This window comes from Clostridium sp. AM22-11AC (assembly GCF_003473545.1).
In the GTDB taxonomy this organism is placed as follows: domain Bacteria; phylum Bacillota; class Clostridia; order Lachnospirales; family Lachnospiraceae; genus Enterocloster.
In genome coordinates, this window is sequence record NZ_QUCM01000004.1 from 233,059 (window position 1) to 257,199 (window position 24,141).

The 24,141-nt window shown below is 49.5% G+C and carries 23 protein-coding genes and 4 pseudogenes; 2 read left to right on the forward strand and 25 right to left on the reverse strand.

Annotation, left to right across the window (positions count from 1 at the left end):
- Positions 1 to 107 precede the first annotated feature (107 nt).
- Positions 108 to 236, reverse strand: a pseudogene (locus DW251_RS06305) (Maff2 family protein); the annotation flags it as partial.
- 219 nt (positions 237 to 455) lie between these two features.
- Positions 456 to 701: pseudogene (locus DW251_RS06310) on the reverse strand (hypothetical protein); the annotation flags it as partial.
- A gap of 960 nt (positions 702 to 1,661) precedes the next feature.
- On the opposite strand from DW251_RS06310, the gene DW251_RS06320 reads away from it, so the two are divergent.
- A complete protein-coding gene (locus DW251_RS06320) occupies positions 1,662 to 2,684 on the forward strand; it encodes a hypothetical protein (protein ID WP_055221986.1) in 1,023 nt (340 codons plus the stop codon).
- A gap of 198 nt (positions 2,685 to 2,882) precedes the next feature.
- Here DW251_RS06320 and DW251_RS06325 read toward each other — a convergent pair whose 3' ends face one another.
- From DW251_RS06325 to DW251_RS18240, 7 genes are all read right to left on the reverse strand, one after another.
- A complete protein-coding gene (locus tag DW251_RS06325; RefSeq protein ID WP_055221983.1) occupies positions 2,883 to 4,523 on the reverse strand; it encodes a recombinase family protein in 1,641 nt (546 codons plus the stop codon).
- Positions 4,524 to 4,595: 72 nt separating this feature from the next.
- The gene (locus tag DW251_RS17895; protein WP_171027916.1) at positions 4,596 to 4,763 is read right to left on the reverse strand and encodes a hypothetical protein; all 168 of its coding nucleotides are present in this window, start codon (positions 4,761 to 4,763) and stop codon (positions 4,596 to 4,598) included.
- A 267-nt stretch (positions 4,764 to 5,030) separates the two neighbouring features.
- Positions 5,031 to 6,389: a virulence-associated E family protein gene (locus DW251_RS06335; protein ID WP_055221981.1), complete on the reverse strand. Its 1,359-nt coding sequence runs from the start codon at positions 6,387 to 6,389 to the stop codon at positions 5,031 to 5,033.
- The gene (locus DW251_RS06340; RefSeq protein WP_055266766.1) at positions 6,349 to 7,053 is read right to left on the reverse strand and encodes a CHC2 zinc finger domain-containing protein; all 705 of its coding nucleotides are present in this window, start codon (positions 7,051 to 7,053) and stop codon (positions 6,349 to 6,351) included. Before DW251_RS06340 ends, DW251_RS06335 begins: the two co-directional genes overlap by 41 nt.
- The gene (locus tag DW251_RS06345; protein WP_117760454.1) at positions 7,050 to 8,294 is read right to left on the reverse strand and encodes a serine/arginine repetitive matrix protein 2; all 1,245 of its coding nucleotides are present in this window, start codon (positions 8,292 to 8,294) and stop codon (positions 7,050 to 7,052) included. The genes DW251_RS06340 and DW251_RS06345 overlap by 4 nt, the downstream gene beginning before the upstream one ends.
- A gap of 474 nt (positions 8,295 to 8,768) precedes the next feature.
- Positions 8,769 to 9,074: a hypothetical protein gene (locus DW251_RS06355; protein WP_055222220.1), complete on the reverse strand. Its 306-nt coding sequence runs from the start codon at positions 9,072 to 9,074 to the stop codon at positions 8,769 to 8,771.
- Positions 9,058 to 9,537: a hypothetical protein gene (locus DW251_RS18240; RefSeq protein ID WP_226906287.1), complete on the reverse strand. Its 480-nt coding sequence runs from the start codon at positions 9,535 to 9,537 to the stop codon at positions 9,058 to 9,060. The genes DW251_RS06355 and DW251_RS18240 overlap by 17 nt, the downstream gene beginning before the upstream one ends.
- Positions 9,538 to 9,712: 175 nt before the next feature.
- Between DW251_RS18240 and DW251_RS06365 the strand changes: the two genes are divergently transcribed.
- Positions 9,713 to 10,561 carry a helix-turn-helix transcriptional regulator gene (locus DW251_RS06365; protein WP_055266762.1) on the forward strand — a complete coding sequence of 283 codons (849 nt, stop codon included), beginning with the start codon at positions 9,713 to 9,715 and terminating at the stop codon, positions 10,559 to 10,561.
- A gap of 80 nt (positions 10,562 to 10,641) precedes the next feature.
- Here DW251_RS06365 and DW251_RS18245 read toward each other — a convergent pair whose 3' ends face one another.
- The 16 genes and pseudogenes from DW251_RS18245 to DW251_RS06440 form a co-directional block, all read right to left on the reverse strand.
- Positions 10,642 to 10,944 carry a hypothetical protein gene (locus DW251_RS18245; RefSeq protein WP_055219875.1) on the reverse strand — a complete coding sequence of 101 codons (303 nt, stop codon included), beginning with the start codon at positions 10,942 to 10,944 and terminating at the stop codon, positions 10,642 to 10,644.
- 12 nt (positions 10,945 to 10,956) lie between these two features.
- Positions 10,957 to 11,139 carry a hypothetical protein gene (locus DW251_RS06375; protein WP_055219873.1) on the reverse strand — a complete coding sequence of 61 codons (183 nt, stop codon included), beginning with the start codon at positions 11,137 to 11,139 and terminating at the stop codon, positions 10,957 to 10,959.
- Positions 11,140 to 11,153: 14 nt separating this feature from the next.
- Entirely contained in the window at positions 11,154 to 11,531 is a 378-nt protein-coding gene (locus DW251_RS06380) for a TnpV protein (RefSeq protein WP_055219871.1), read from the reverse strand.
- A 97-nt stretch (positions 11,532 to 11,628) separates the two neighbouring features.
- Positions 11,629 to 12,210: pseudogene (locus tag DW251_RS06385) on the reverse strand (TraG/TraD/VirD4 family protein); the annotation flags it as partial.
- Positions 12,211 to 12,251: 41 nt separating this feature from the next.
- Entirely contained in the window at positions 12,252 to 12,410 is a 159-nt protein-coding gene (locus tag DW251_RS06390; protein WP_002596227.1) for a transposon-encoded TnpW family protein, read from the reverse strand.
- Positions 12,411 to 12,552: 142 nt separating this feature from the next.
- Positions 12,553 to 14,424 carry an AAA family ATPase gene (locus DW251_RS06395; RefSeq protein ID WP_118300506.1) on the reverse strand — a complete coding sequence of 624 codons (1,872 nt, stop codon included), beginning with the start codon at positions 14,422 to 14,424 and terminating at the stop codon, positions 12,553 to 12,555.
- The gene (mobQ, locus tag DW251_RS06400) at positions 14,421 to 15,917 is read right to left on the reverse strand and encodes a MobQ family relaxase (protein WP_118300507.1); all 1,497 of its coding nucleotides are present in this window, start codon (positions 15,915 to 15,917) and stop codon (positions 14,421 to 14,423) included. The genes DW251_RS06395 and mobQ overlap by 4 nt, the downstream gene beginning before the upstream one ends.
- Positions 15,883 to 16,242, reverse strand: a complete 360-nt coding sequence (locus DW251_RS06405; protein ID WP_118300508.1) for a DUF3847 domain-containing protein — start codon at positions 16,240 to 16,242, stop codon at positions 15,883 to 15,885. The genes mobQ and DW251_RS06405 overlap by 35 nt, the downstream gene beginning before the upstream one ends.
- A gap of 116 nt (positions 16,243 to 16,358) precedes the next feature.
- Positions 16,359 to 16,526 (reverse strand): hypothetical protein, encoded by a 168-nt coding sequence (locus DW251_RS17900; RefSeq protein ID WP_009259853.1) that lies wholly within the window; start codon positions 16,524 to 16,526, stop codon positions 16,359 to 16,361.
- Positions 16,527 to 16,657: 131 nt separating this feature from the next.
- Entirely contained in the window at positions 16,658 to 17,182 is a 525-nt protein-coding gene (locus tag DW251_RS06410; protein ID WP_118300509.1) for a hypothetical protein, read from the reverse strand.
- Positions 17,183 to 17,482: 300 nt separating this feature from the next.
- On the reverse strand, positions 17,483 to 18,313 hold the full coding sequence (locus tag DW251_RS06415) for a TraX family protein (RefSeq protein ID WP_025483373.1): 831 nt from the start codon (positions 18,311 to 18,313) through the stop codon (positions 17,483 to 17,485).
- A gap of 180 nt (positions 18,314 to 18,493) precedes the next feature.
- A complete protein-coding gene (gene ltrA / locus DW251_RS06420) occupies positions 18,494 to 19,777 on the reverse strand; it encodes a group II intron reverse transcriptase/maturase (RefSeq protein ID WP_117995321.1) in 1,284 nt (427 codons plus the stop codon).
- 529 nt (positions 19,778 to 20,306) lie between these two features.
- Positions 20,307 to 20,651, reverse strand: a complete 345-nt coding sequence (locus tag DW251_RS06430) for a TnpV protein (protein WP_118300510.1) — start codon at positions 20,649 to 20,651, stop codon at positions 20,307 to 20,309.
- The gene (locus tag DW251_RS18575; RefSeq protein ID WP_347474626.1) at positions 20,648 to 22,534 is read right to left on the reverse strand and encodes a recombinase family protein; all 1,887 of its coding nucleotides are present in this window, start codon (positions 22,532 to 22,534) and stop codon (positions 20,648 to 20,650) included. Before DW251_RS18575 ends, DW251_RS06430 begins: the two co-directional genes overlap by 4 nt.
- An 87-nt stretch (positions 22,535 to 22,621) precedes the next feature.
- A pseudogene (locus DW251_RS18580) lies at positions 22,622 to 23,641 on the reverse strand (type IV secretory system conjugative DNA transfer family protein); the annotation flags it as partial.
- Positions 23,638 to 24,138 (reverse strand): PcfB family protein, encoded by a 501-nt coding sequence (locus DW251_RS06440; RefSeq protein WP_008723309.1) that lies wholly within the window; start codon positions 24,136 to 24,138, stop codon positions 23,638 to 23,640. The gene DW251_RS06440 and the pseudogene DW251_RS18580, both read right to left, overlap by 4 nt.
- Positions 24,139 to 24,141: the final 3 nt, after the last annotated feature.

Consider the following 24,141-nt stretch of genomic DNA (forward strand, 5'->3'; position numbering starts at 1 on the left):
AAATGCAATAATTTATTTTCTATTTACGAGAAAATACTGTGCATATTATCTTATTTAGGAATAGTTAAGGCGGCTACCTAAATCTTTTTATTACTTTACCGCACATGAGCATTGGCGCCGGGGTTGTCGTTGCCGTAACCTTCCAGCAGGTTGATAACGCCCCAGATACCGAGACCGGCACCGAGCGCGATAACGAGGGTCTGAAGAACGGTGATTGCCTGTTCAAAAAATGCCATATAGTTTGTTAGCCGGAATCTGATTAAAAAATAGGTTTGTCATGTTTCATAGGCATACAAAAGCCGGAACAATCTGCCGCCCGGTTTCCGGGGGCATGATTCCGGCTGTCCTCCTTTTTCATTATTTTTTCTCGCGATTGTCCGCTTTGTACGCCAATGGCCCATAGAGGGCAGATGCGGCGAATAGATAAGATCACTCCCTTCTAAAGCGGAACGAAATTAAGCGCCCTTTGTGTCTACTTCATATACATCGCAGACCTCATTGGGCTTGAGTTTCAGCCTTGCGGACAAGAATGCTTCAATATCAAAAGCGTTCTTGTCATCCGCGTCGGCAGTGTACTTGAAATTGGGGTGCTTGGTGATGTCGTACTTATCCGAAAGGAAAGGACGCACACCGCGCAGCTGGAGGATACACTTGCCGCCATCCATAACAGCAAGCTCATCCTGGCTCATCAGCTCTTTGCCACATTGTCAAGTGATGAATTCAAGAAAACGGCAGCCGCAAAGAAAAATCTTTGTGGCTGCCGTTCTAATTGGCGGCTTGAAGCAAAAAAATCCCCGGTTGTACCAGGGAAATAAAAACTTTAGTATAGCCTAAAAGAGAAAGCTAGCGCCTTGAGGCGCGGCCAAGTAGAGTGGGCTTAAAGCCTGCGTCCCGAGCCACCCGTTTTACGGGTGGCAGCGACTCCTTGTCTGTTTATCTTATACTTGTCAATTTATATTATCCAATAATGTGAATTATAATATGACAGTACGGATGCATATTATAGAAACATAACTTTGAAAGAATCAAGCATAACCTGTGGAGTGACTCTTCAACGGATAAACTATTTTCACTTCATACAGTTCCGACATATGGAATAAGGAACACCAATCGCCCTCAATACAACTTTCTTTCTATTAGTTAAAAATGCACATAATCAAAAAAGAAAATCGACTTATTTTAGACAAATTCATTGACAAGTTCTGCTTTAGGTGATAAAATAAAAGTGAAAAGTCGAAATTTATATTGTTGGGAGGTAAGACCGATGATTTGTTTTAAGGTTAAGTTGCCTAACTTAATAATGGAGCATTTTTACCGACGCTGCCAGCCTTTGGAGGCTTAGAATTAAAATTGTTTCTATTTGCGCATAAGTTAGGCATGATTATTTGTCTACTTATGCGCTTTTTTATTTGAATTTTCAGTATTAGCAGAAAGGAAGTGTTATACATAGATAACATATGGCTTATCCTTTTGCTTCTATTAAGTTTTTTTATGATTTTTAAGCCGGAACTTTTATGGAAAATTGAACACTTCTTTTCTGTAAAAGGCGGTGAACCTACAGATTTATATCTTGGTTTGATGCGGGTTGCTGGAGTATTCTTTTTTATTGCATCCATCATTTGCATTATTGTTTTGGTTTTATAAGAGAAGGGGGGCTTTTAATGAAAAAGCTAACACGTAAGATTGTTGCACTTACTCTTTCCTTGGTTATGTGCATAAGTTTTTCTAACACTACTTTTGCTTATGCCGACAACGAGAATATCAGTTCTTCTGCTGAAGCAAGCAAAGTGAATTGGTGGAAGATTGGCTGGATTATCCTTTCAGATTATGTGGAAAAGCTTATCGATCTCGATGGACAGAGTGAAAAGGATAGTAGTTGGGCCTATCTTGTTTCACCTAGCATAGAATATAACACGGGTGATATGGGGCCTGAGGTTTATTTTCGTCCAGAAGTAGATAACAGCGTTGGTTCTATCCGTATGCATGGACATAGGATTATCTTTGTCGATATTTTTACACAGATTGCACTCATCTTGTCAGATGCCTCTGGTGATACGGTAAGTCAAGCAACTACTGGTACAAATCAGTATATGTTTTATACAAAGAAAGCAGGAGACAGTTCTGGTACATGGAAAGCACAGTTTGTTTCAACTGAGACATACAAATGGCAGTTGTATTATGCCCATTATTACAATGCCAATGCTCGTTCAAGTGTTCCTATGACGGAAGATGGATTTTACTTTGGGGATAATAACAGAGTTTATCAATTCTCTGTTGCAGAATCTTACAGACTTAATTCTCTTCCTCCAGAGGTTGTTGATATGACACAACTTAATGCTCAATTTATTAATCCTGCTGATGGAAAAACTGTAGATTATCTCAAAGACTTTAATGCTGGAGATCAAGTTCATTTCTCTGATATAATTATTGACATTAGTTATGATGCGACTGAGGATGCGACTACATTTTATTTTACCGAGGATACTTATGAGGAAAACATAGGATGGAAATTTGCAGGAAATCTTCTTGACCAATATTCCGCTGGTGATGTTCTGAATCTAACTTTTGATGTGTTGAATGTCGGAAACTATCAGGGCATTACTTTTGAAAGCCTCGACTACTTTGAAGCAGCTTACGCGCATAATAACGGTGCCGCTTATCCCAATATTCAAGATTACCAATAATTTGATTTTGACATAAGGACTTATAGAAGAGGGCGTGTTGCGGATAATTTTCTGCAACGCGCCCTTTTTAGTATGCTTTAGCAAAATAAAGTTATCCCTTTTACTCTGGCCAAAGGAATAACTTTATTGCCTGATAGCATTAAAAGAAAATTGTTGTATCACTTTTGATATAAATTAAAAGTATTTAGCGTCTAAATTCTACCTTGACATTTCCCCAACAAAATTGTAAATAATCTTAACCTCCTGTGTCCTCTGACCATCAATCTTCTTGATTTCTCCAATCAGAATCCGGCTAATGAGCCGGTTCAGCACCGCCTCGTCCAGTTCCTCGATGGCGGCATAGCGCCGGATTTCCTTGATAAAAGTGCGGACTTCGCTTTCTTGCGCATCGGCACGACCTTGCATCATTGCCAGGTCATGCAGGCGTTTCTGGTTGGATTCCTGCTCCTGTTCCAGCGCCGCCGTCAGCTTCACAAACCGCTGCTCGGTCAGGATGCCTTTGGCCTTATCGGTGTACAGGCTCAGGAACATCCCGTCAATTTCCTGATTTCGGGCTTCCAGCCGCAGGCGTTCCTTTTCTGTCTGGGAGGCGTCCACCAGATACCGGTGCTCCATCCGGCGGCTGAGCCGCTGGTAGAACGCATCGGCATCCTTCATAGCCTGCGCCGCCAGTTCCTGAATGTCTTTCAGCACCAGATTGTATAAATCCCTGGCCTCGATCTTGTGGCTGGAACAGACCTTGCAGCCCATGCGGTTGTAGGTCTGGCAGATATAGTACGCCTTGTCAATCGGCTCCCGCATTTCGCCGGTGAAGCGGTTCTTCCCGGTTCGGCCCACTTTCTCATACCGCACCTGCATGGACTTCCCGCAGGTGGCGCAGTAGACCAGACCGTGGAACAGATTATAAAAGGGGCAGGAATTCCCCTGAATGGTCGGCCTGCGGTCAATGAGTTCCTGCACCTGTTCCCATTCCTCCGGCGTCACAATGGCCTCATGGCAGCCCTCGATCACTTCCCACTGGTCACGGGGAATAATGTCATAGGTGTTGGAGCGGATGCCTTTCTGATGCGTCCGAAAGACCAAATGTGCGCCCTTATAGAATGGATTTCTCAGGATGTGACTGATTCTGGCTCCGCCCCAGAAATAATAGTTGGCGTCAAACTCCGTGTTGGCTTTGACATGGGTGATTGGGATTTTTTCTTCCATCAGACGTTTGGAAATCCTCATGCAGCCCAGCCCGTCAAGGGCATAGTCATAGATTTTGCGGATGATTGGCGCTGTCTCAGGGTCAATGATGAGATGCCCCTTGTCCTCCGGGTCACGCATCAGGCCGAAGGGCGGCGTCCCTCCGCAGAACTTCCCCTGCCGGGAGCGGGTGGTGATGCCTGCCAGCACCTTTTTAGAAATATCCCGGCTGTACATATCGTTCAGGATATTCTTAAAGGGCGTAATGTCCATCTCCTGACGGGTCAGGCTGTCCACGCCGTCCGTGATGGCGATATAGCGTACATTGTGTTTGGGGAAAAAGATTTCGATATAGCTGCCAGCTTCAATATAGTTCCTACCAAGCCTGGATAGGTCTTTGGTGATGACGCAGCCGATCTTCCCCGCCTCAATGTCAGCGATCATGCGCTGGAAGGCAGGGCGGTTGAAATTGCGGCCCGTATAGCCGTCATCCACATAATATTCATACTGGAACATTCCATGCTTTTCAGCAAAGTCCCGAAGCATGATTTTCTGGTTGCTGATGCTCATACTCTCGTTGTCGCCGCCGTCATCCAGAGAGATGCGGCAGTAGAGAGCGGTGATTTTCTCATAGACTTGTTTTTTCCTGCTCATAGCGTTCTCCTTCTATGAACAGGGACACGATACCATTATAGTACCATGTCCCTGCCCCTGAATCAACCGTTTTTACGCAGCGTTTTCGGCCATTTCCCGCTGCTGACGCCATTCCTCGAAGTGTTCGCAGGTCTGACGCTCAATCAGCTGCTCAAAGGCTTCCCGCATGGACTTCTCCCCGGAGAACTCCCGCACCACCACAAAACGGACTTTATTTTTCTGCTGTTTGCTTTTTTCCATAGGCTACCTCCATAGAGTAGCAGGCCAGACGGCAGCACTGGCAACGAAGTCCGGCAACGAACCTCTGAAAACCTGTAAACTACCGTCTGACCTGCAAATCTTACTTTATCAATTTTCTTGAAAAATCTCGTTGTTTTCGTTGCCGGAGATAGAGATAGATATTAGAAAATACCTTATTTACAGGCTTTTTCCGTATCCAGACCGGAGAATCCCCGGCAACAAACCCGGCAACCAAGTGGCAACCATCCCGGCAACAGACCGCTAATTTTATGCGATCCACTCCTTCGGCAGTTCCAGCTGGCAGCATTCTTCCTCGGTCAGCTCCACAAATCCATCTTCGTTGCCGGGCAGTTCGTTGCCGGAAACGTCCCGTTCCCAGCCCCTCTGCCTGCCATATCCGGTGAACATCCGGGGATTGGAGAATGGTTTCCAGCCCGTCACCACCGTGTTCATGATCTCGTTGATATTGTGCAGCTGCCACCGCTTCGGCTCATCGTAGGTGTGGCCCAGCGCCTCCTTGAACAGCTGTTTGGAGCAGACCATGCTGCCGGTGTAGTGTTCCAGAAAGCCCTGTATCTGTCCGGCCTCGGTGTCCTCCGGCATGAAATCCTTCTGCACCTCCACCAGCTGGCGCTGGATGGACTTGCTGAACTTCATAGAGTAGTGGCCGCTGCGGTAAATCGTCATGGCCTCCGCCCAGACCTGTAAAAGATAGGCTCTGGAGGCGTCCTCGTCCTCCAAAATGTGAACCTCTGCATTCTCCGGGTAAATCATGATCGGCAAAAAGCGCCGATTTCCGGCCCGGTCAAGGGGCAGGAAGTCCAGTGTGTTGGACGAACCGCCGAACACACACTGCCGCAGCCGGTCTTTGGGCTGGGCCTCGTAGGGCGTCCGGTAGGTTTCCTTCTGGCGGCTGATAAAGGAGCGGATTTCTTCAATGCTTTTGGCGCTGCTGGTAGCCAGCATCTCCGACATTTCGATAATCCAGTGTCCTTGCAGCTTCAGATACACCCTGTCATCGTCCAGTTTTTTCAGGTCGTCACTGAACCACTCGTCCCGGATCGCCAGCAAGCGGAAGAAGCTGGACTTGCCAGCCCCCTGACCGCCCACCAGACAGAGCATTTCCTCATATTTGGAGCCGGGGCGGAATACCCGCCGGATAGCCCCCAGCAAAAAGTGTTTCAGCATTTCCTCCACATAGTCGCTCTCGTCCGCACCTAAGAAATGATGGAGACAGGAGCGGATGCGGGGCGTCCCGTCCCAGACAAGGCCGTTTAGCACGTCCTGTATGGGATGGTAGCAGTTCTCATTCGCCACGATGGAGAGCGCCGCCGTCATCTTTTTCTCACTGGTCAGGCCATAGGTCTGCTCAAAATAGAGAAGCAGATATTTCACGTCCGTATCCGTCAGGGCACTGGTATTCCTGCGCCAGCCTAAATCCTGTACAATGTCCACCCGGTCAGTCAAAAGGTTCAGGCGGATCGCCCCACGCAGGAGAGGGTCATGGCAGAACACCGTCCGGCAGTTGCCGATGGTGTTGGCGGGCTGGCCCTTCTCGGTGACGGACAGGCTTTCCCGCACCTCATCAACGCTCCGCTCCGGCGCTAAGGCTTCGGCTGCGCTCATGGCGGCCTGCCGGGTGGCTAGCGGTAAACTCTGATATTCGCTGCTCAATCTTCCTCACCTCTTTTCCATACTCAGCGACCACGGAAGCACGTTCCTCCATGCTGCCGGACAAGAGAATATCCAGCAGATATTCCGTGTACGGTTTCTTTTGCAGGGCCTCCACGAACAGCGGATTCCACGCTTCATCCGGCGTCTGCGGGGCGTATTCCTTCTCCCAGCGTTCCAGCAGATGCAGGTAATTGCACAGCACCCGGAAACATTTCTGCTCCGCCTGCCGGTAACGCAGTTCCTCGCTGATTTTTCGCTTGACCGGCCTCCTGCGGGGCGGGTCATGGCCTTTGGCGTCATAGTGGACAGAGAAATCCTCCGCCAGCTTCAGCGCCGCCTCCTTACTGCTCAGACTAAACAGACGGGCGGTAAAATCAATCACATCCCCATCTGCCTGACAGCCAAAGCAGTGGAACCGATGGTCAATCTTCATACTGGGATGTTTGTCATCATGGAAGGGACAGCAGGCCATGCCATTCCTGCCAACCTGCACCCCGTAATATTCCGCAGCCTGCCTTGTGGTGACAGACTCCTTCACCGCTTCAAATATATTCGATTTTCTCACCTCCAGGCAGAGAAAAAAGCACCCGTTTCCGCAGAAAATCAGGTGCCTCATAACTCCATATCGTGTTTCTTTTTCGGAGCAATCCGCCCCTCACGTTCCCAGCGTTCCCGGTTATCTCGGTCAGCGTTCAGCCTGCCTTTCGCCAGCTTCTCCCGGATGGATTCTCTGGCCTTCTCCTTAATCTGCTCCTTACCGGCCTTCTTGACCTCCGGCTGCATGAGAGTTTTCTGGATTTTTGCCAGGGCGTTCTGCATGACCCGTTTGATTTTGGTAATCACTCCATCCAGACGGGCGGCAGCGTAGTCACGCTCCTTCTTCGGGGCCTTGCGCTCCGGCGAAAGCACCCATTTTTTCGATTCTTCCACCAGACGAATATCTTCCTTGTGTGTCTCCTGCCGGACGGTATCGGTCACCACCTCCACCGCCTTGTCATAGGCCGCATCGGAAACATCATCTAACAGCGTCTCCACGTCCTCGATTTTGAGCGTCAGTTCTTCCAGCTTCTGCTCCTGCGCCGCAAGCTGCTCCTTCTGCTTCATCAGGATATAATCCTGTTTTTCCAGATAGTCCCGCCCGCCGTAGGACGGCTCCTGATCCAGATGCAGCCCATGCCGTCTGGCGATGTCAAACAGGATCGTCCGGCAGACCGCATCAAAGGTCTGCTTGCGGTTGTTGTTCCGGCCTTTGGGCTTCTCCGGGTTGGGGAGAGGGATGCCAAGTTCTTCCAGCGCCTTTTCCTGCTGGGGGCACAGTTCCCCATAGCGGTTCTCACAGTCAAAGACGTGCCGCTCATGGATGTGGGGCGTCCCCTCGTCCAGATGGAGCGCCCAGTCCAGGATGTGGATATGGGAACCGAAGCGGCGCTCAAATTCCTGATAAAACTCATTGACGATGGAAAAGAGCGTATCCGGCGAGACGGATTCTCCCATCGTGCCGATCTGGTAGATACTTTCCTCCGGGCAGGTCTTGTTGTTTTTCAGCAAGTCCTCCACAGTGCGGTTGCGCTCGGTGTGCCGGGTTTTCTCATTCCGGGCGTTCTGAGCTTCCACATAGCCGCCGTAATGCTCGTAGTAATACATCCGCTCGATTTCCTCAAAGCTGAAATCCGGCTGCTCCGGGTTCTCCCGGAACTCATGGGTGGTAAAGCCCCGGTAGCAGTCCCAGTAGACATTTTGCCTTGCCCGTTCTGCGTCAATGTGTTCGCTGTTCTCCACATCGAACCGGCGGTCATTGTGGCGGGGATTATAGGTGCCATGCTTGCCGGAGCGTCCATTGTGTCGTGTCAGTTTCAAACAGATTTCCTCCTTCCTGCGAAGATGTTCTGGGGCCGGGGAAGGGGCGGCGAAGCCGCAAATCCTGCGAATTTTGCGTCAGGTAATACCCAATACAAGTTGACGCAGGCATCAACTTTCCCTGGGCAAGGCGTTTCACCCTTGACCCGATGGGGCGGCTGCCCTCAACCTGCCAAGGCACTTCGTCCTTGACCCGATAATGGCTGCCGCCCTTAACCTGCCAATGGGCGTTGCCCCTTGACCCCAGCAGTGCGCTGCCGCCCCTGCACCCCGCCACAAAGGGCTGGCCGCCCTCTGTACTTCCGCACCGGCGAAGCTGGCTTCCACCGCAGGAACGGTGTTTGCCAGTTTCACCGGCTCCGTATCCACACATTTGCGCCCATAGGCGGGGAGTGGATACGGAATACGCCTGCGGGGATTGCCGGTCAAAACATCGGGTGCAGACCCGTCATTTTTCCCGTAAACACCCCGATTTTAGGCGATTTTTTCTTCCGTTACCACCACCTGAAAGCCATGCTCCTTTGCGTACTCCCTTGCGGCGGCTTTCCGTTCTTCGCTGTACGGAGGCACCAGCCGGATCGACAGCCGGGACTTGTCCAGCACATAGGTCACGCTGCCCTCCGGCGTGCTGCGCTCCAACCGGCACAACAGTGGGTACTTCCGGCTGAAATCAGCCAGCCTGCGCTTCAAGCTGGCGTTGAAGGTGTAGACGCTGGCAAGGTTCTCCGCCTCGTTCCAGTTGATGATGGTTTCTTTCTCATACTTAGACAGCTTCTTCATACAGATCCTCCTCATAATCGGTGTAAGATTTCAGCACACGCAGGTTGCGCTTGAGACGGCGGTACTCGTCCATCTCCATGCGCAGATGGTGATAAAAATCCTCGTACCAGCTTTCGTTCATCTCCGTCTCCACCTTCCGGGCCAGCCCCAGCATCCGGCGTTTGGCCTCCGGGTCAACCGTCAGAGCCGTCAGCCATTTCAGCCGTGTCACCGTATTGTGGTGGCTGAGACAGCCGTAAGCGTAGAGAATCTTCTTTTCTTTCATACTCAGTGTCATAATGATTTCCTCCATTTCTTTGCTGCGGAGCCATGCGCCCCGCATGATAAACTTGTTTCCTGTCCGCCGGTCTGCCTGCAAGCCGCTCCTGCCCGGAATTTCTCCCGGCGTATCGGCCTCTTTGGTGTGCTCGATTTCTGTCCTGGCGTCACTTCCCCGGAGGCCATACCCCTTGCAGCCGGTCATTCGATTTTCAAGGTTCTGTGCCTGTCTGCAAGAACCAGTTTACCGAAAAAAGAGGCCCTTTCCCGTATATCCAAAACGTCGGAAAAACGCTCGAAATCCGCATATTTCCACGCTTATGGAATCGTGCTATAATGGGTGTAATCACTGAAAAAGATAACGAGAGAGGGGGCTTTGGATGTACGCAAAGCTGACAATCCCGGAGCGGCTCAAAGACCTGCGGGTGGTGGACAAGCACCTGACGCTGGAACAACTGGCGGAGCAGACCGGCCTGTCTAAATCCGCGCTGGGAAAATACGAAACCGATGACTACAAGGACATCAGCCCGTTTGCGATTGCAACGCTGGCGGACTTTTACGGCGTGTCCACCGACTATCTGATGGGGCTGACGGAAAATAAAAATCACCCAAACACAGAACTTCAATCTCTGCATCTGAGTGATGATATGGTGGAACTTTTGAGCAGCGGCAAAATCAACAACCGGCTTCTCTGCGAACTGGCTGCCCACCCGAATTTCCGGCGGCTGATGATAGATATGGAAATCTGCATCGACCAGATCGCCAATATGCGGGTGGAGCAGATGAATCTGGTGTTGGAGGCCACCCGGCAGACCGTCATGAGCAAGTATGCGCCCGGAGAAGATGACCTCTATATGCGGACGCTGGAACTGGGGCAGGTGCAGGAAAGCGATTTTTACAGCCATGTCATGCACGATGATCTGGACAGCATCGTCCGGGACATCCGGGAAGCACACCGCAAGGACAAGACCACCGCCGACCCGCAGCCCACGCTGGATGACGTCAAGGAAAAGTTTGAACAGGCGCTCGAACAGGGCAGCCAAGAGGAAGTGGTAATCCACGAATTTTGCGACAGAATGCAGATACCCTTCGAGAAGATTTCCTCAGAGGACTTCTCTGCATTTTTGCGGATACTGAGCCTGTCCAAAATGCTCAAAAATCCCAACAACATGAGAGGAAAGGCCAAGCCGCAGCCGTACTATGCGCCCAAGCGGAAGAAACGCAGATAACAGGAAAGCCGCCCAATCTGTACCGTTGGACGGCTTTCGACCCGTTTGTGGGCGGAATAAAATATGTGGTTATACATCCGTTAGCTGACCGTTTTCATCAGCTTTTTCATAAACTTCCAGAGACGGATGCCATCTTTGAGGCCCAGCCGGTAAAAGAAGCACTCGCTTTCTGCACCAGAATCGAAAATAGAATCACAGTAGTGTCTTACAGCGTCCTTCTGTTCCTCAGACAATGCGCTGATTGCTTTTTCATACTCGTTTTCCAAGCGAAGGCAGTCCTCTTTTTTCTCCGTGCCGGTTTCTGCCTCCCGCCACTTAGCAAACTGGCTCTGCATCCGCTCCTGAATCATCAAATCAACCAATTTTTCTATATCTGTACCCATAAGCGCCCCTCCTTATGCTGGGCGGATATAATTCCGGTATGTTTCCAGGACGGAATCTGACACACCGCTTTTATATACTTTGCGGATGTCGGAGATTTCCTCTTGCTTCAGCAGTTTCAGCCATTTCAGCAGCTCAGCCCTGCCGTTGGCAAAGTTACAATAACGCCCATCGGCGTATTCGATACGGTATCTCATAGACAGGCACCTCCTTAAACAAAAATCATCTCAGAGAGGATGATTTCCTCTGCTCGGCTGCGAATGCTGTTCATGCCCCCGACCCACGCAAGCTGGTCACGGGCTTTCAGTTCCTCGGTGACACCCTCCGCCTCCTGCATCTGCGAGACGATACACGCCAGCCGGTCAGCGGCCTGTTCGTTCAGGTCAGCAAGATATGTCCAGAGTTTTCCCGACAGAAGCAGGGCATTGTACTGGCCGGGCCGGTGTTCTTGCAGAAACGCTTTGTGCATCCGGCCCCACCGCCCAATGGGGCGGCTTTCCTCCGGTAGCTCCAGATCGGGGATGTAGTAGTCTCCCACCAGCGTGTAGCTGATTCCGTTTTGATGGATTTTCTTTGGTAAATGCTCCATGTTCGACCTCCTGTATTCAGTTATTTCAGAATCCAGTTGATCGTGTCCCTGTTCATGATAAATTCAAGGCAACTGAACTCTTCACGAACAAGTATGGCATATCTTTCCCCAATTTTTGATAGTTGAGTGAATGGGATGTTTCCCTCCCACGGCTCTCTCCGGTGTTGTAGGTGTCGATGGTTTCCTTACCCAGCACGGCGGCCAGCTCCTTGAGAGTGGTCGGCTCCTTACCGCCCAGAAAGATGGAAGTATCCATGTTTCCGATAATGGTATCTGCGTTATCCTTATAAATCGCCTTGAGCTGACTCTGCGCCTGCAACACCAGACAGGCGGAGATCTCACGGCTTCGGATGGTGGCCACCAGCTTTTCCAACTTGGGTATCTGGCCAATGTTGGCGCACTCGTCAATGAGACAGCGCACATGGACCGGGAGCCTGCCGCCATACACATCGTCGGCTTTTTCACAGAGTAGGTTGAAAAGCTGGGTATAACACATAGATATAAGGAAATTAAAACTGTCATCAGTGTCACTCATGATGAGGAACAGGGCAGTTTTCCTATCTCCCAGAGTGTCCAGCTCCAGCTCATCATAAGCCGTGACCTCACGCAGCTCTGCAATGTCGAACACGGCAAGACGCGCACCACAGGAAATCAGGATCGACTTGGCTGTTTTTCCAGAGACGAAAAGTCAAGGACTTTTTCATCAAATTCAAAAAGAAGTCACATTTTGCGGACTTCCTCACGAAGCATACGCTTGATTTTGTCCTCCATCGTCTCTTTGGCGGTCTCGCTGAAATGGACACGGACGATATAGGTGGTCTTGCCAATCTGCTTTCTGACAGTCGGGCAAGTGGCGGTGTTGGTTGCGGTATTGTTCATTCAAAATCCTCCTGTAAATGAAAAATGCCCGGTGACTGTTCATCATCGGACGGTGTCGGTATGAGGGAACAAGGCAAGGCGGCAACATTAAGGTATCTATAAAAACCTTGCCGTCTTTGCCACGCTTGCCGTGTTCCTGCTGTCAGTCTCGGAGATAGCAGACCCATGCTGTGCCGTCTTTCTCGGTCACAAGCTTGTCCCCGATACGGCTCTTTGCCGTTCTCATGGTGCGTGAGGAAATCCCACGCTCATTGACTGCCTTTTCCAGCTCTGCGCTCGGCATACGCTTTCCGTCTGCAAGCAGTTCCAGAATGAGCATTTGCGCCTGTGCGGTCTTGCTCTCGGTCTTTGCGGTGTCTGTCCCGGCAAGAAGCTCGTCAGCGGTAATGTCATAAGCCCCTATCCACTCAAAGCCTTTCTCGTCTCCCAGAGAAAAGGCAAGGGACTGTCCGGGCGGCGCAAGGGAACTTTTCTCATGGATAAGCACCCTCGTTGTGGGGCTGTCCTTCAGCTTGCCGATAAAAAGCAGGCTGCGGACTGCCGCCGTAATGTCGATAGACCCCAATCCCCGGTAGGTGCTTTGCGTTCCTGCGGCTTTATTAAGGTGTCCAATCAGCACGATAGCGCACCCGGTAGCCTGTGCAATGTCTCCCAGACTGCGGAAGATGGGACGGACTTCATTTGCCCGGTTCATGTCCACATCTGCGCCCAGAAACGCCTGTACCGGGTCAATGATAACAAGCCTTGCGTTGTTTTCCCGGATTGCCCTTGCTATGCGTTCATCGGCAAGGGTCAGCGGCGTGTCTCTATCGTCAATGACAAGCACTCGTTCAAGGTCTGCGTCTGCTTCTATCAGTCGGGGCTTGACGGTATCACCCAGACCGTCCTCGGCGGTCTGATAGATGATATTGAAAGGTTCAAGTGTCTCCATACCGGGCAAAGGCTTTCGATTGGTGCAAGCCGCCGCAAGGCGCATGGCAAAGTAGGTCTTGCCCTCGCCGGGATTGCCCTGGATAATTGTCAGCTTTCCAAATGGGATATAGGGAAACCATAGCCATTCCACGCTCGTCAGCTCCACATCAGCCATACGGAGCATTGGGACAGGCTGGGCGGTTGGCAGCTCTCGCAGCGTGATTGTCTCGGCTATGAATTTGCGGCTCGGAATATCCCCTTGCTGGCGGAGAACATCGTTCCAGTCTTTCCTTGCCGGGACAAGGCGAATGACGGCTATCTCGCAGGGAATGGACTGTGCCAGTCGGGTACAAGCTTCATTTCCTGCGGTGTCGCTGTCAAGGCAGAGGAACACTTTTTGGGTGTCCTTGCGCTCAGAAAGAAAACGGTCAAGGGCTTTTCCCGAAACGCCGCCCAGGGCAAGATAGCTCCTTGTCTGCCAGTCCTGCGGATAAAGGCAGATGAACGATAACAGGTCAATCGGCGCTTCAAAGACAAAGAGCTGATTGCCATTACCCTCGTGTCGGAACGGATAGGATTTGTCAGACCCGGCAATGTCCTGTCTGAATGGGTCTGCCGTTCCTCGCACATGGGCGTATCTCGGCGTACCGCTTCGGTCTCTGCCGACAAACACAACATTGTGCCGCTTTGCGTCCTCGTAAATATCCCCGGAAAGAAGAAAAGCCTCAACCAGTTTCGGGTTGAGACCTCGGCTTTCGCAAAGATATTGAATTGCTCTGTCGGCTGTTCGGTTGTGCAAGGGCAAGTGGAACGCTGTGGGCGGTGCTGTGGTGGCTTCGGTCTGTCCTTCGCCGCTTTCGCCGGTCAGGAGCTGGACGGCTTCGGGAAAGGACTTGCCGTAAAACTCCATGACAAAATCAATGGGATAGCCGCCCTTGCTCTGGCTGTGGCGAAACCATTTGTTTCCCCGGACGGTCAGGCTGTCATGTTCTTTCCAGCGGTATTCTCGTCCGCTTTTGATAAGCGTCTCTCCCTGTGTACGGAGAAAATCTTCCAGACTGACGGCGTTCGCCCGGTCAATCTGTGCTTGGGTGTAATTCATCGGGATAGTTCCTCCTTTTTGTGTTGTGTTTGGGGTCGATTTTGGAGCATTTGTTCCTCTGTGCGCTCGTTAAATCGGGCGGCAGTATCTACGCATGACTTGACCTTCCAAAGGCGGTGTAAATCGTCTCTGACAGCCTTAAACTCGCCATAGGTGGTTTCGTGCGCCTGTTCCAGCTCGTCATACTCGTCGGACAGCTTTTTCATATCCACCTTGCCATCTGGGAACTCCCCGGTCAGCTTTCGTCTGGCGGCGTAGAACTGTTTCAGTTCCGCTTCATGCTCTGCCTTGTACTTGGCTCTGGGCTTCTCAAACTTGATTTTCTGCAAGCCGTCATAGACAGGCTTCAAGCTCTGGAAAGCAGCGGAGCTGTCATAGAGCTGCTTAATTGCTTTCATTCGGGCAGTCTGTTCGTCCAGCGTTTTCTTCAAGCTCTCTGTGGCAGCACTGTGTTCGCTGACACGGCTTTCCAAATCTTCAAGGGAGTAAATGCCGTTTGCCCGGAGATAATTGAAAGTCTCATTCATCTCCTTTAGGTTGCTGATTTTACCTTTCTGGGAATACGCCCCGGCTTTGCGCTGGGTGTAATAGGCGTTCAGCAGAGAAACAAGGTCGGGTGCCTGCGGCTTGGCAAGCTCCGCTTTTGCTTCGGCAATCCAATCGAACAGGAGAGCGATTTTCTTCTTGATGTCTCGGATAACGGCATTGGTTGCCTTGATCCAGCGATTGAACTCGCCCTTTTCGGTGCGTATGCCTTTCTTCTCCATCGCCCGGACGGTTGCGCCCTCATGGACGGTGGGAAGAAGCTCTACGCCCTGACGCTCATAGCTCCGGTGGTCGATACGAACATCAATACCTTTTTCCGCAAACTTGGCATTGCATAGCTCCGCCCATGTCTGCCGCCAATGTTCCAGCGTTTTGGGACTGCCCCAGTCGGTAGTGGGAACTGCGTTGAACACAAACTTTCCGTCTGCGTCTCGGATACGGTTGCCGTCCTCGTCCAGCTCATACACCCGGCGTTGCTTTAGTCCCCATTTGCCGTTCTGCTCGATGGGGCGGATGGGGCAAAGCACATGAAAATGCGGGTTTGGTATGCCGCCGTCCTCCCGGTCTGGCTGGTGTACGGCGAAGTCAACCACCATGCCCCGGCTTACAAAGTTCTCCAATAAAAATTGCCTTGCAAGAGCGATGTTTTCCTCAAGGGAAAATTCATTCTGCAAGGCAATGTCAAAGCTGTATGCAAGCTGGGCGTTCTTTCCACGCTCGGCTTTTTCCACGGCGTTCCATAGGGTCTGGCGGTCTGCGTATTCGGGCGGTGCATGGGACGGCAGAAGAATGTCAGAGCAGATCACGCCGCCCTTTCTGGTGTAGTCGCTGTGTTCGCCGTAATACTCGCTATACAGCTTTTCGCCGGAACGATAGGCGGCAGAAGCGATAGCGGACTGTCCTGCGCTTCGCTTAGTCTGTGTGACACTCAGATGAAATAGCGCCATTGGCTTTCAACTCCTTTTCTCTGTTTGCTTGCTTGATGTGGGTAATCGCCATGTGACGGACGGCTCGCTGGACTTCGGACAGAGAAAAGATGTGTTCCATCAGCTCGGTCATTTCGGTGCGTGTGAGATTTTTGACCTCCGGGGCAAGGCTCTCAATCGTGCCGCCCAGATTGCAAAGGCGGTGGGTACGTTTCTGCCTTTCGCCTTTCTCCAGATATTTCTTTCTGTTCTCCAAACGCTCCAGTTTGTGCTGTTCCTGTGCAAGCCGCTTTTCCACTTGCTCTTTTTCAGCTCGAAGCTGTTCAAGGCTTTTCTGTTTTGCCATTTTGGTTGACCTCCTTTTTTGAAAATGGGTATAAAAAAGACCGCCAACTTTTCGCACATTGCGACCAGTCAACGGTCTATTTTTCGGTATTCGGTTGTTGTATTCAGTTAGATAATTTATTTGCTATCCTTACCGAAAAAACCAATCGTAGCCATAACAAAACCCACGATAATTAAAAGAAACGACACCCACAGTGTTCCTACATATATCACCTTTAATCCTGCAAGTATCATTATAGCAATACCCAATAGCATTAAACTGTTTCCAAACATAATCTTTTTCATACGCTCACGCTCCTTTGTTAAATTATCGTTTACTATTTTCAAACTTGCTGGCGGCGAACGGTTTGTCAAAACCGTTTGCGGACGGCAAGTCCACATCAGTTGTTGTGTTCAGTTCGGTAAATTGAAGTTGGTCAAAGTTGTTGGCGAAGATATTCCACAACATTTCCATTCGCATCATAGAAACAGATGTTTCCTACATTTAGGGGCAGGACAATGGCGAAAGGCTTGCCACTATCAATATCAATCACCTGAATGCCGTTGCCATCATCTACTTCAAGTCGAACAATATTTTGGGTATTCATTGAGATAAATGCCCTTTCGTTATTTCCCTCAACAACAAACTCTGCAATGTAATCATCAACCTCAACTATATCTCCACCACCACGGAAGAAATATCCAAAAGACAAGCCAGGGCGATTTACATAGACAGAAAAAGTGTGGTCTGTCTTGTCCTGTGGGTAAGAAATAAATGCAGCCATTGTGTCGGAAATGCTTCCATCAACAATCCAATCATCCAAAATTTTTTGAGATTGGCGAATGTCTGCTTCTAAACTGTTTGCGGTTTTACCAATGTCATTGTTTGCATAAAGGAAACCGAAAACCAACACACAAGCCAAAATAACACCCAAGAGGATTATGGGTAATTTCTTTTTCATAGAATCACACTCCTTTATCAAATTAAGATTCTTGATTTTCAAACTTGCTGGCGGCGAACGGTTTGTCAAAACCGTTTGCGGACGGCAAGTCCACAGGGGATAGCCGCTTTAGCGGCGCAAGGGGGTGTAGCCACCTTGACGGAACGAAGTGACGCAACATTCTCGGTCATGCAGTTTTCTTCTGCTGACGGAGAATGAAGCTCCGCAGGACGCACTACTCTCGACAGAGAGTATAGAAGTGCGCCCTTTAGTTCCTAAAGGGGTTTGCTCCGGCTTAATTTCTCGACAAACTGCAATTAGTCATTTCAGTAAGTATTTTCCGAGTCCTATCTGAATCAAATATAGGACAAGGATATGTGCTGGATAAAAAACATAGAAGAAGTATTTTAGCTTCAGTTTACCACGCTTTCCGTTGTATAGCAGAATAAGCAAGCAGGCAAGAAGCGTACATAAAGGCGGTTGATTCCCCGTTGTCCCCATGTAAGCCAAAAGGAACAGCAACACTTGATAGATTCGGTGATTACGGCAAATATAAAATGCTGATATGAATAAGATCCCCTGCATACCGTAGTCACAATGGATTCCTTCCGCAATGCCGGAAAAAAGCACTACACTGAGAACTTGCAGGACTGCTGATTTTATTCTATCCACCGGTAGGTCTGATTTACACGAAAATCTTTCAAGGCATACCAATGTCAATAAGCCTAAAAACAAGGTGAAAAATACATTTTGATACTTCAAGTAAAACGGAAATGTATCTTCCATTCGTGAATACGCACTAAAGAAACCTATGTCAAATGGAACTTCCGAAATAAGGGCAAATGCAAGCATCAACCCAATATAGCGTTTTTTACTTCTTGTGTGTTGGAATCCTTCTGCCAGCAAAAAACAGAATAGCGGAAAAGCAATCGTCCCAATGCTTTGCAAATCAAACCGTATGAAATAATCTATCTCTCGGAATCTCTCCCACGACATTTGCCCGTTATCTGCCATAGCCCCCCAGTAGTTTGATAGCAGCCATTGCAGCACAATTTTACATAGATGGTCAATAAGCATTGTCAGTACAGCAATAACCTTTAGCGAATTTCCTGAGAGAAATTGAATGCGATTTATTTTCCTATCAAGGCTCATAAAGCAACCTCCTACCAACTTCCAATTCTACGATTTTTCGCATTCAAATTATACCATAAAACTCGTGAACAATTCTATCGCAACTTTGGAATATAATCGAGTAGGAGGGAAAATTAAATAAATTTTCCCGACCTCTCACACCACCGTACGTACGGTTCCGTATACGGCGGTTCAATCAACTTAACAAGTAACACACCTTTCGGCGTAGTAATCCATCATTGAGACTAATCCAAATCTGGTTAGTCTCTCATTGCTTATTGCAACGTTCACAGCACCCTTGTTGCATACATAGGCAATCCTATCCCCTGCATATGCAACTTTCCATGCTGTATATTTGTTAATTCCAAGTTTTATCAAGTTCTTTGCACGATTTTGTGGTGTCTTCCATTGTTTCCATATACACATACGAAGTCTGTAACGAATGTTTGAATCTAATTGTTTGCAGAGTGTTTTCATGTTTCCTATTTTGAAGTAGTTAATCCACCCTCTAATGAGCTGGTTAAGCTTCTCTACTTTATAACTGTTGCTGACACCCCAACTACGACAAGTGAATTCTTTCATCCTTTTCTTAAACTTTGCTACCGATTTTGCATGTGGTTTCGCCTTAAACTGATGCGCTCTTGAATCAAAGTAAAAACCGAATCCAAGGTATTTAAGTCCTTGTGGTTTATCTACCTTGCTCTTGCTCATGTTGACTTTGAGCCCTAGCTTCTTTTCAATGAATCGTGAAATATTTCTCATGACTCTGTTGGCAGACATTTCGCTTCCGACCATAATAATACAGTCATCCGCATATCGTACAAAGTTAAGCCCTCGCTTTTCCATTTCCTTATCAAGTTCATTCAGCATGATGTTTGCCAATAATGGCGAGAGATTTCCTCCTTGTGGTGTCCCCACAATGGAATCCTCATATTCATCATCTATCATGATTCCGCTGACAAGGTATTTTCTAACGATAGAGATGACATCTCCATCTTTAATGGTTCTGCCTATGATAGTCATAAGCTTGTCATGATTTACTGTGTCAAAGAACTTTTCCAAGTCGATGTCTACAATCCAGTCATTACCGTCATTCATCCTATCAAGTGCTGTTAGGATTGCTTGTTGTGCACATCTATTCGGTCTGAATCCATAACTTTGGTCATGGAACTGTTCCTCATAGATTGGTGTTAATACCTGCGCAATGGCTTGTTGTACAAATCTGTCTGTTACTGTTGGTATTCCTAGGTTTCTGACACCGCCATCAGGCTTTGGTATCTCCACTCTTCGTACTGGCTGAGGTTTATACTTTCTTGTCCTCAACTGTTCCTTGATGATTTCGCCGTTCTTTGCAAGATGTTCCTTGAGTTCTGTGTACTTCATTCCGTCCACTCCCTCTGCACCTTTATTTCGTACGACTTGCAGGTATGCTCTATTGAGGTTATCACTAGATAATATCTGCTCCATTAGACTACTTGTGTCCATGCGTTCTTTCCTTTCCGTCTCGCTTGATTTGACCACCCTTTTCCCGATTGGTTACGGCAGATGTTGCCATTTCTGCAATTCAAGACATACTCAAACTTATTGATTGTTCGCCCCTTTGCTCCATCTCCATTACAGAGACTTCTTCACTACTATGGGCTCGGCTGACTTCTCACAGTTCGTTGTTACTAGGCTAATGGAACCTCTGTGAGACCTCCACGCTTAAGGTGCACGCTCTTTCTCTCCATATATCCGCCACATTTACTCTGCTACTACAAAGGTGATAGTTATTAGACTTTGTTGCTTTCAGCCAACTTATCTCTCGCAGCCTAGCCTTCTATGTGATTTCTGTCCGTCGGACCAGAGATTTGCTTACAGCTTCCTTCAGATTCCACCTCGCGATGGACACCCTTGCTGTTCGGCTATACACTTCCCACTATCTGGGCGTGTTCGGGACTTACACCCGTTAGAGCGCGCCCATGGCGCGCAAACTGAGAAAAGTCCGAACAGTTTTCTGCCCGGACTTCCTCACTCAATCATAAATCAATTCTGCTTTCACAACTTCCTCTGCCTGTGCCTTGCAAGCGTTCATCTGCCGCACCCATTCCATTTGATTATCGGCTTTCAGTTGCTCAGTCACACCGTTTTGCTCTGCCAGTGACCGCACGATCAGCTCCATGCGGTTTCGTGCCGCTTCGTCAATCTCGGCACAATGTTCAAAGAGCTTGTCGGATAGCACCAGTTCATTGAACAGTATCGGGCGGTGCATTTCTAAATACGCCTTGCGAAGTCTGCCGTAGTGTCCGATGGGCTTGGTCTTGCGGATAATGATGTTCGGGATAAGATAATCGCCGTTCCGTGTGTAAGTGATATTCATGCTGTTTGTACTCCTTTCATCGGCTCTCTCTGCGGTAAACTGCTGGCGGGAACGAACACGCCCTTTGCAATATCCTCCGCACGAATGGCGGCTTTCTTGGCTTCGATTTCTGCCTTTTTTCTCCCCTTGATTTTGTCCTCGTATCGCTTCTGCGCTCCGCTGGCTTTCCGCTTCAAGTAGTTCTGATGAAGCCTGTCTTTGCGTTCCTCACGCTTGCGGATTTCTTCTAATTCCTCTGGGGTAAGCTCCACTTCTCCAAACGCCGGAGGAACGAATCGCCCGACAAAATTGAAGTAAATCTCGACCTCCTGTGTGGTCTGTATACTGCCCTTGCGGTCACGCTCATGTACAAGGATTTTCTCGATAAACTCGTTGAGCATGGCAATGGTCAGCTTGTCGAAGTTCTCATATTTGTCAATCAGAGCGATAAAACGGTCAGCGTCCTTTTCGTGCTTCTCATAGCTCTTGACAGCCTTTTCCAGAACAGAGATTTCAGCGGTAAGCTCGGACTGTTCCTTTTCGTATTGAGCGTCCAGAGTGGCGTATCTGCTGTCGGACAGCTTGCCTAAAATGTTGTCCTCATAGATTTTGCAGAGCAGGACTTCCAGCTCGGAAACTCTCTGCTTTGCTGTGGCAAGGCGTGTGCGCTGTTTTCTGACCTCTGCCGTCTGCTGGCTGGACTGCGCTTCCTGCACCACACGGACAAACTCGGCTCGGTCATGCTTGGCATACTCGGCAATAGCTTTGAGCATTTCGGAAACAAGGGACAGTACCACATCTTCATTGATACGGTGCTGTGTCGTGCAGAGCTTTCCAACTGGGACTTTGCTGTATTGGGAACAGGTATATTGAGAAATACGCTTGCCGTTGTTGGTACGGTGGACATACATCTTGCCGCCGCAATCGGCACAATAAAGCAAGCCTGTGAGGGGAGCTGCTTCGCCCCAGCCGTCCGGGTAGCGTCTGACATTCCCACGGATTTTCTGCACAAGGTCAAAGGTCTGCTGGTCAATGATAGCTTCATGGGTATTCTCGAAAATCGTCCATTCGTCCTCCGGGACATAATGGCTTTTCTTGTCCTTGAAGTGCTTTCGAGTCTTGAAGTTGATGGTGTGTCCCAGATATTCACGCTTTTCAAGAATGTTGCAGATGGTGGAAGAACCCCAGCCGTACACATCTTTGAAAGTCTTGTTTTTATTCACACCCTCGCCGTGCTGGGCAAGGTAAGCGGACGGAATGAGGATTTTTTCTTCTTTCAGCTTGCTGGCGATCTGATACGGACCGTAGCCCTCAATCGTCATGGCAAAGATGCGCTTGACCACATCAGCGGCTTCGGGGTCAACCAACCATTGGTCTCTGGCTTCATTCCAGAGATAGCCGTAAATGACCGTGCCTGTGAGGTGCTTGCCGGACTTGCCTTTGGACTGGAAAGTGGAACGGATTTTACGGCTGGTGTCTCTGGCGTAATACTCGTTCATAATGTTGCGGAAAGGGGTAAAATCATCGTCACCTCTGGCACTGTCCACGCCGTCATTGATGGCGATAAGGCGAACGCCACGCTGACGCAGGATTTCCATAATCTGACCGACTTTCAGATAGTCACGACCCATGCGACTCATGTCCTTGATACACAGGTACTCCACATTCCCGGCTTCCACTTCTTTCATCATTGCCAAAAATCCGGGACGGTCAAAGCAAGTACCACTAATGCCATCGTCCGTGAAATGGACAATGTTTGTAAAGCCCTGCCGTGCGGCGAACTCCTCCAACATTGCCTTTTGATTGGATATGGAGTTGCTCTCACGCTGTTGGTCATCATCTTTGCCAAAGTCATCACGGCTCAGTCGTTCGTACAGTGCTGTGATTTTCTCGTTTTTTCTCATAACTTGCGCTCCTTTCTTCGGTTTTAGGTTATGTGTTCTAAGAGACTTCCTAACCGCTTGATTAAGAAGTCTTTTAGAGCATACAACACCTGCCGCCAGCTTATATTTCTTATACTGGCGCACCGCAAAGTGGTTTGGCTTTTCTGCTTCCAATGCGTCAAACATCAGATCCACGGGGTTTTTGAACTCCTCGTCATCCTCCCGGACTTCCATGGCGTTGATGAACTCAATAAGGGTGGAAAAATTCTGTTCCTCCACCGGAGCCTCATAGTGGATATAGCCAATGAGCGCACAATAGAGAAGCGTTTCTGCCTTGACCCAGAAATCGTCTCCGGCCTTGCCTTCGCCTTTGGTGTTGGCGATCAGCGTTGTGACCAGCTTCAAGATGTCCTTTTCGCTATGGATATAGGCGAAAGGGTTATAGTGCATGGATTTCTTGAAGTTGATGGTATTGAGGACCTTGATTCGGTACGGCTCATAAATGACCTTGCCGTGCTTATCCTTCATTGGCTTTCCGTCTTTCCCCAGCTTGGGTGCGCCCCTTTGGAGCATTTTTCCGCACTCCACCAAAATGGTTCCCTTCGGGTCTGTGACCACATAGGAACTGTGCATCTGCATCAGATTCGGTTTGAGCCAGAAGCGGGTCTTACCGGAACCGGAGCCGCCAATCACCAGCACATTTTTGTTTCTGGCGGTCTTTGGGTCCTTGGGGCGGCTGTTCATTGTCAGGCTCTCCGTTTTCGTCAGAATCACATTGTTCTGGAATACCGGGTCGATGTAGGGTGTAATGTCCTCATGGGTTCCCCACCGGGCGGAACCGTATTCCATGCCGTGCCTGTACTTCTTGGCGTTCTTGCTTTTCAGGTACACAGCCAGCCGCAGGCCGCCGCCGCAGCACAGGCCCACCAGCAGGTCCAGCGGGTGCAGGCTGGGCCACCAGCTGGCCAGCGCCACCGGCAGCGTGGAGAAGAACGAGAGCATTTTTGCCGAAGCGTCCGCACCCACGGCCATCCGCCACGCTTCACCGAAGTTGGTGGAGAAAAGCCCCATCAGGATATACGGCAGATTCAGCAAAATGAGCTTTTTGATGTTCAGCTGCTTTTTCATCGTTCCAGCTCCTTCCGCTTGTTCCGGTCCACGACGGCGTGTTTTACCAGTTCTTTGAACTGGCTCAGCTTTGCCAGCACGGACGGGCGCTCGGATTTCTCCGCCTTTCTGACCTTTTTCCCGGTGTACTCGGTAAAAGCAGCGGTCAGGGCATCCGCGTCCCGACCCTTGAAAAAGATCAGGTACTTGGGTGGGGAGCTGCTGCGGTCCTTCTTCACCGCATAGTCCACGCCGTATTTCCGGGCGATCTTCTCAAACTCCTTGATGGAGGGGTCGGTGATCTCGATGTTGGAAACCCCTTGGTTTTGACCAATCAGCTGTTTCACCGTCTGCTTGCCCTGGGGCTTCACAGGCGCGTCACGGCTTCTCTGCTTTTGCAGCTTCTTTTCCTTGCGGTGGGCAAGGTACTTGCTGATGGCGGCTTTGAGCAGCCTGCCGGTGAACTTTGTTCCGCTGACAACCAGCGTTAAAGTCCTGTTTTCCACTTCTTCCTGCATTTT

Coding starts and splice junctions, on each gene's coding strand:
- DW251_RS06320 (WP_055221986.1), top strand. CDS start 1,662: ATGAAAAAGCTAACACGTAAGATTGTTGCACTTACTCTTTCCTTGGTT.
- DW251_RS06325 (WP_055221983.1), bottom strand. CDS start 4,523: ATGAGCAGGAAAAAACAAGTCTATGAGAAAATCACCGCTCTCTACTGC.
- DW251_RS17895 (WP_171027916.1), bottom strand. CDS start 4,763: ATGGAAAAAAGCAAACAGCAGAAAAATAAAGTCCGTTTTGTGGTGGTG.
- DW251_RS06335 (WP_055221981.1), bottom strand. CDS start 6,389: ATGAGCGCAGCCGAAGCCTTAGCGCCGGAGCGGAGCGTTGATGAGGTG.
- DW251_RS06340 (WP_055266766.1), bottom strand. CDS start 7,053: ATGAGGCACCTGATTTTCTGCGGAAACGGGTGCTTTTTTCTCTGCCTG.
- DW251_RS06355 (WP_055222220.1), bottom strand. CDS start 9,074: ATGAAGAAGCTGTCTAAGTATGAGAAAGAAACCATCATCAACTGGAAC.
- DW251_RS18240 (WP_226906287.1), bottom strand. CDS start 9,537: ATGACCGGCTGCAAGGGGTATGGCCTCCGGGGAAGTGACGCCAGGACA.
- DW251_RS06365 (WP_055266762.1), top strand. CDS start 9,713: ATGTACGCAAAGCTGACAATCCCGGAGCGGCTCAAAGACCTGCGGGTG.
- DW251_RS18245 (WP_055219875.1), bottom strand. CDS start 10,944: ATGGGTACAGATATAGAAAAATTGGTTGATTTGATGATTCAGGAGCGG.
- DW251_RS06375 (WP_055219873.1), bottom strand. CDS start 11,139: ATGAGATACCGTATCGAATACGCCGATGGGCGTTATTGTAACTTTGCC.
- DW251_RS06380 (WP_055219871.1), bottom strand. CDS start 11,531: ATGGAGCATTTACCAAAGAAAATCCATCAAAACGGAATCAGCTACACG.
- DW251_RS06390 (WP_002596227.1), bottom strand. CDS start 12,410: ATGAACAATACCGCAACCAACACCGCCACTTGCCCGACTGTCAGAAAG.
- DW251_RS06395 (WP_118300506.1), bottom strand. CDS start 14,424: ATGAATTACACCCAAGCACAGATTGACCGGGCGAACGCCGTCAGTCTG.
- mobQ (WP_118300507.1), bottom strand. CDS start 15,917: ATGGCGCTATTTCATCTGAGTGTCACACAGACTAAGCGAAGCGCAGGA.
- DW251_RS06405 (WP_118300508.1), bottom strand. CDS start 16,242: ATGGCAAAACAGAAAAGCCTTGAACAGCTTCGAGCTGAAAAAGAGCAA.
- DW251_RS17900 (WP_009259853.1), bottom strand. CDS start 16,526: ATGAAAAAGATTATGTTTGGAAACAGTTTAATGCTATTGGGTATTGCT.
- DW251_RS06410 (WP_118300509.1), bottom strand. CDS start 17,182: ATGAAAAAGAAATTACCCATAATCCTCTTGGGTGTTATTTTGGCTTGT.
- DW251_RS06415 (WP_025483373.1), bottom strand. CDS start 18,313: ATGAGCCTTGATAGGAAAATAAATCGCATTCAATTTCTCTCAGGAAAT.
- ltrA (WP_117995321.1), bottom strand. CDS start 19,777: ATGGACACAAGTAGTCTAATGGAGCAGATATTATCTAGTGATAACCTC.
- DW251_RS06430 (WP_118300510.1), bottom strand. CDS start 20,651: ATGAATATCACTTACACACGGAACGGCGATTATCTTATCCCGAACATC.
- DW251_RS18575 (WP_347474626.1), bottom strand. CDS start 22,534: ATGAGAAAAAACGAGAAAATCACAGCACTGTACGAACGACTGAGCCGT.
- DW251_RS06440 (WP_008723309.1), bottom strand. CDS start 24,138: ATGCAGGAAGAAGTGGAAAACAGGACTTTAACGCTGGTTGTCAGCGGA.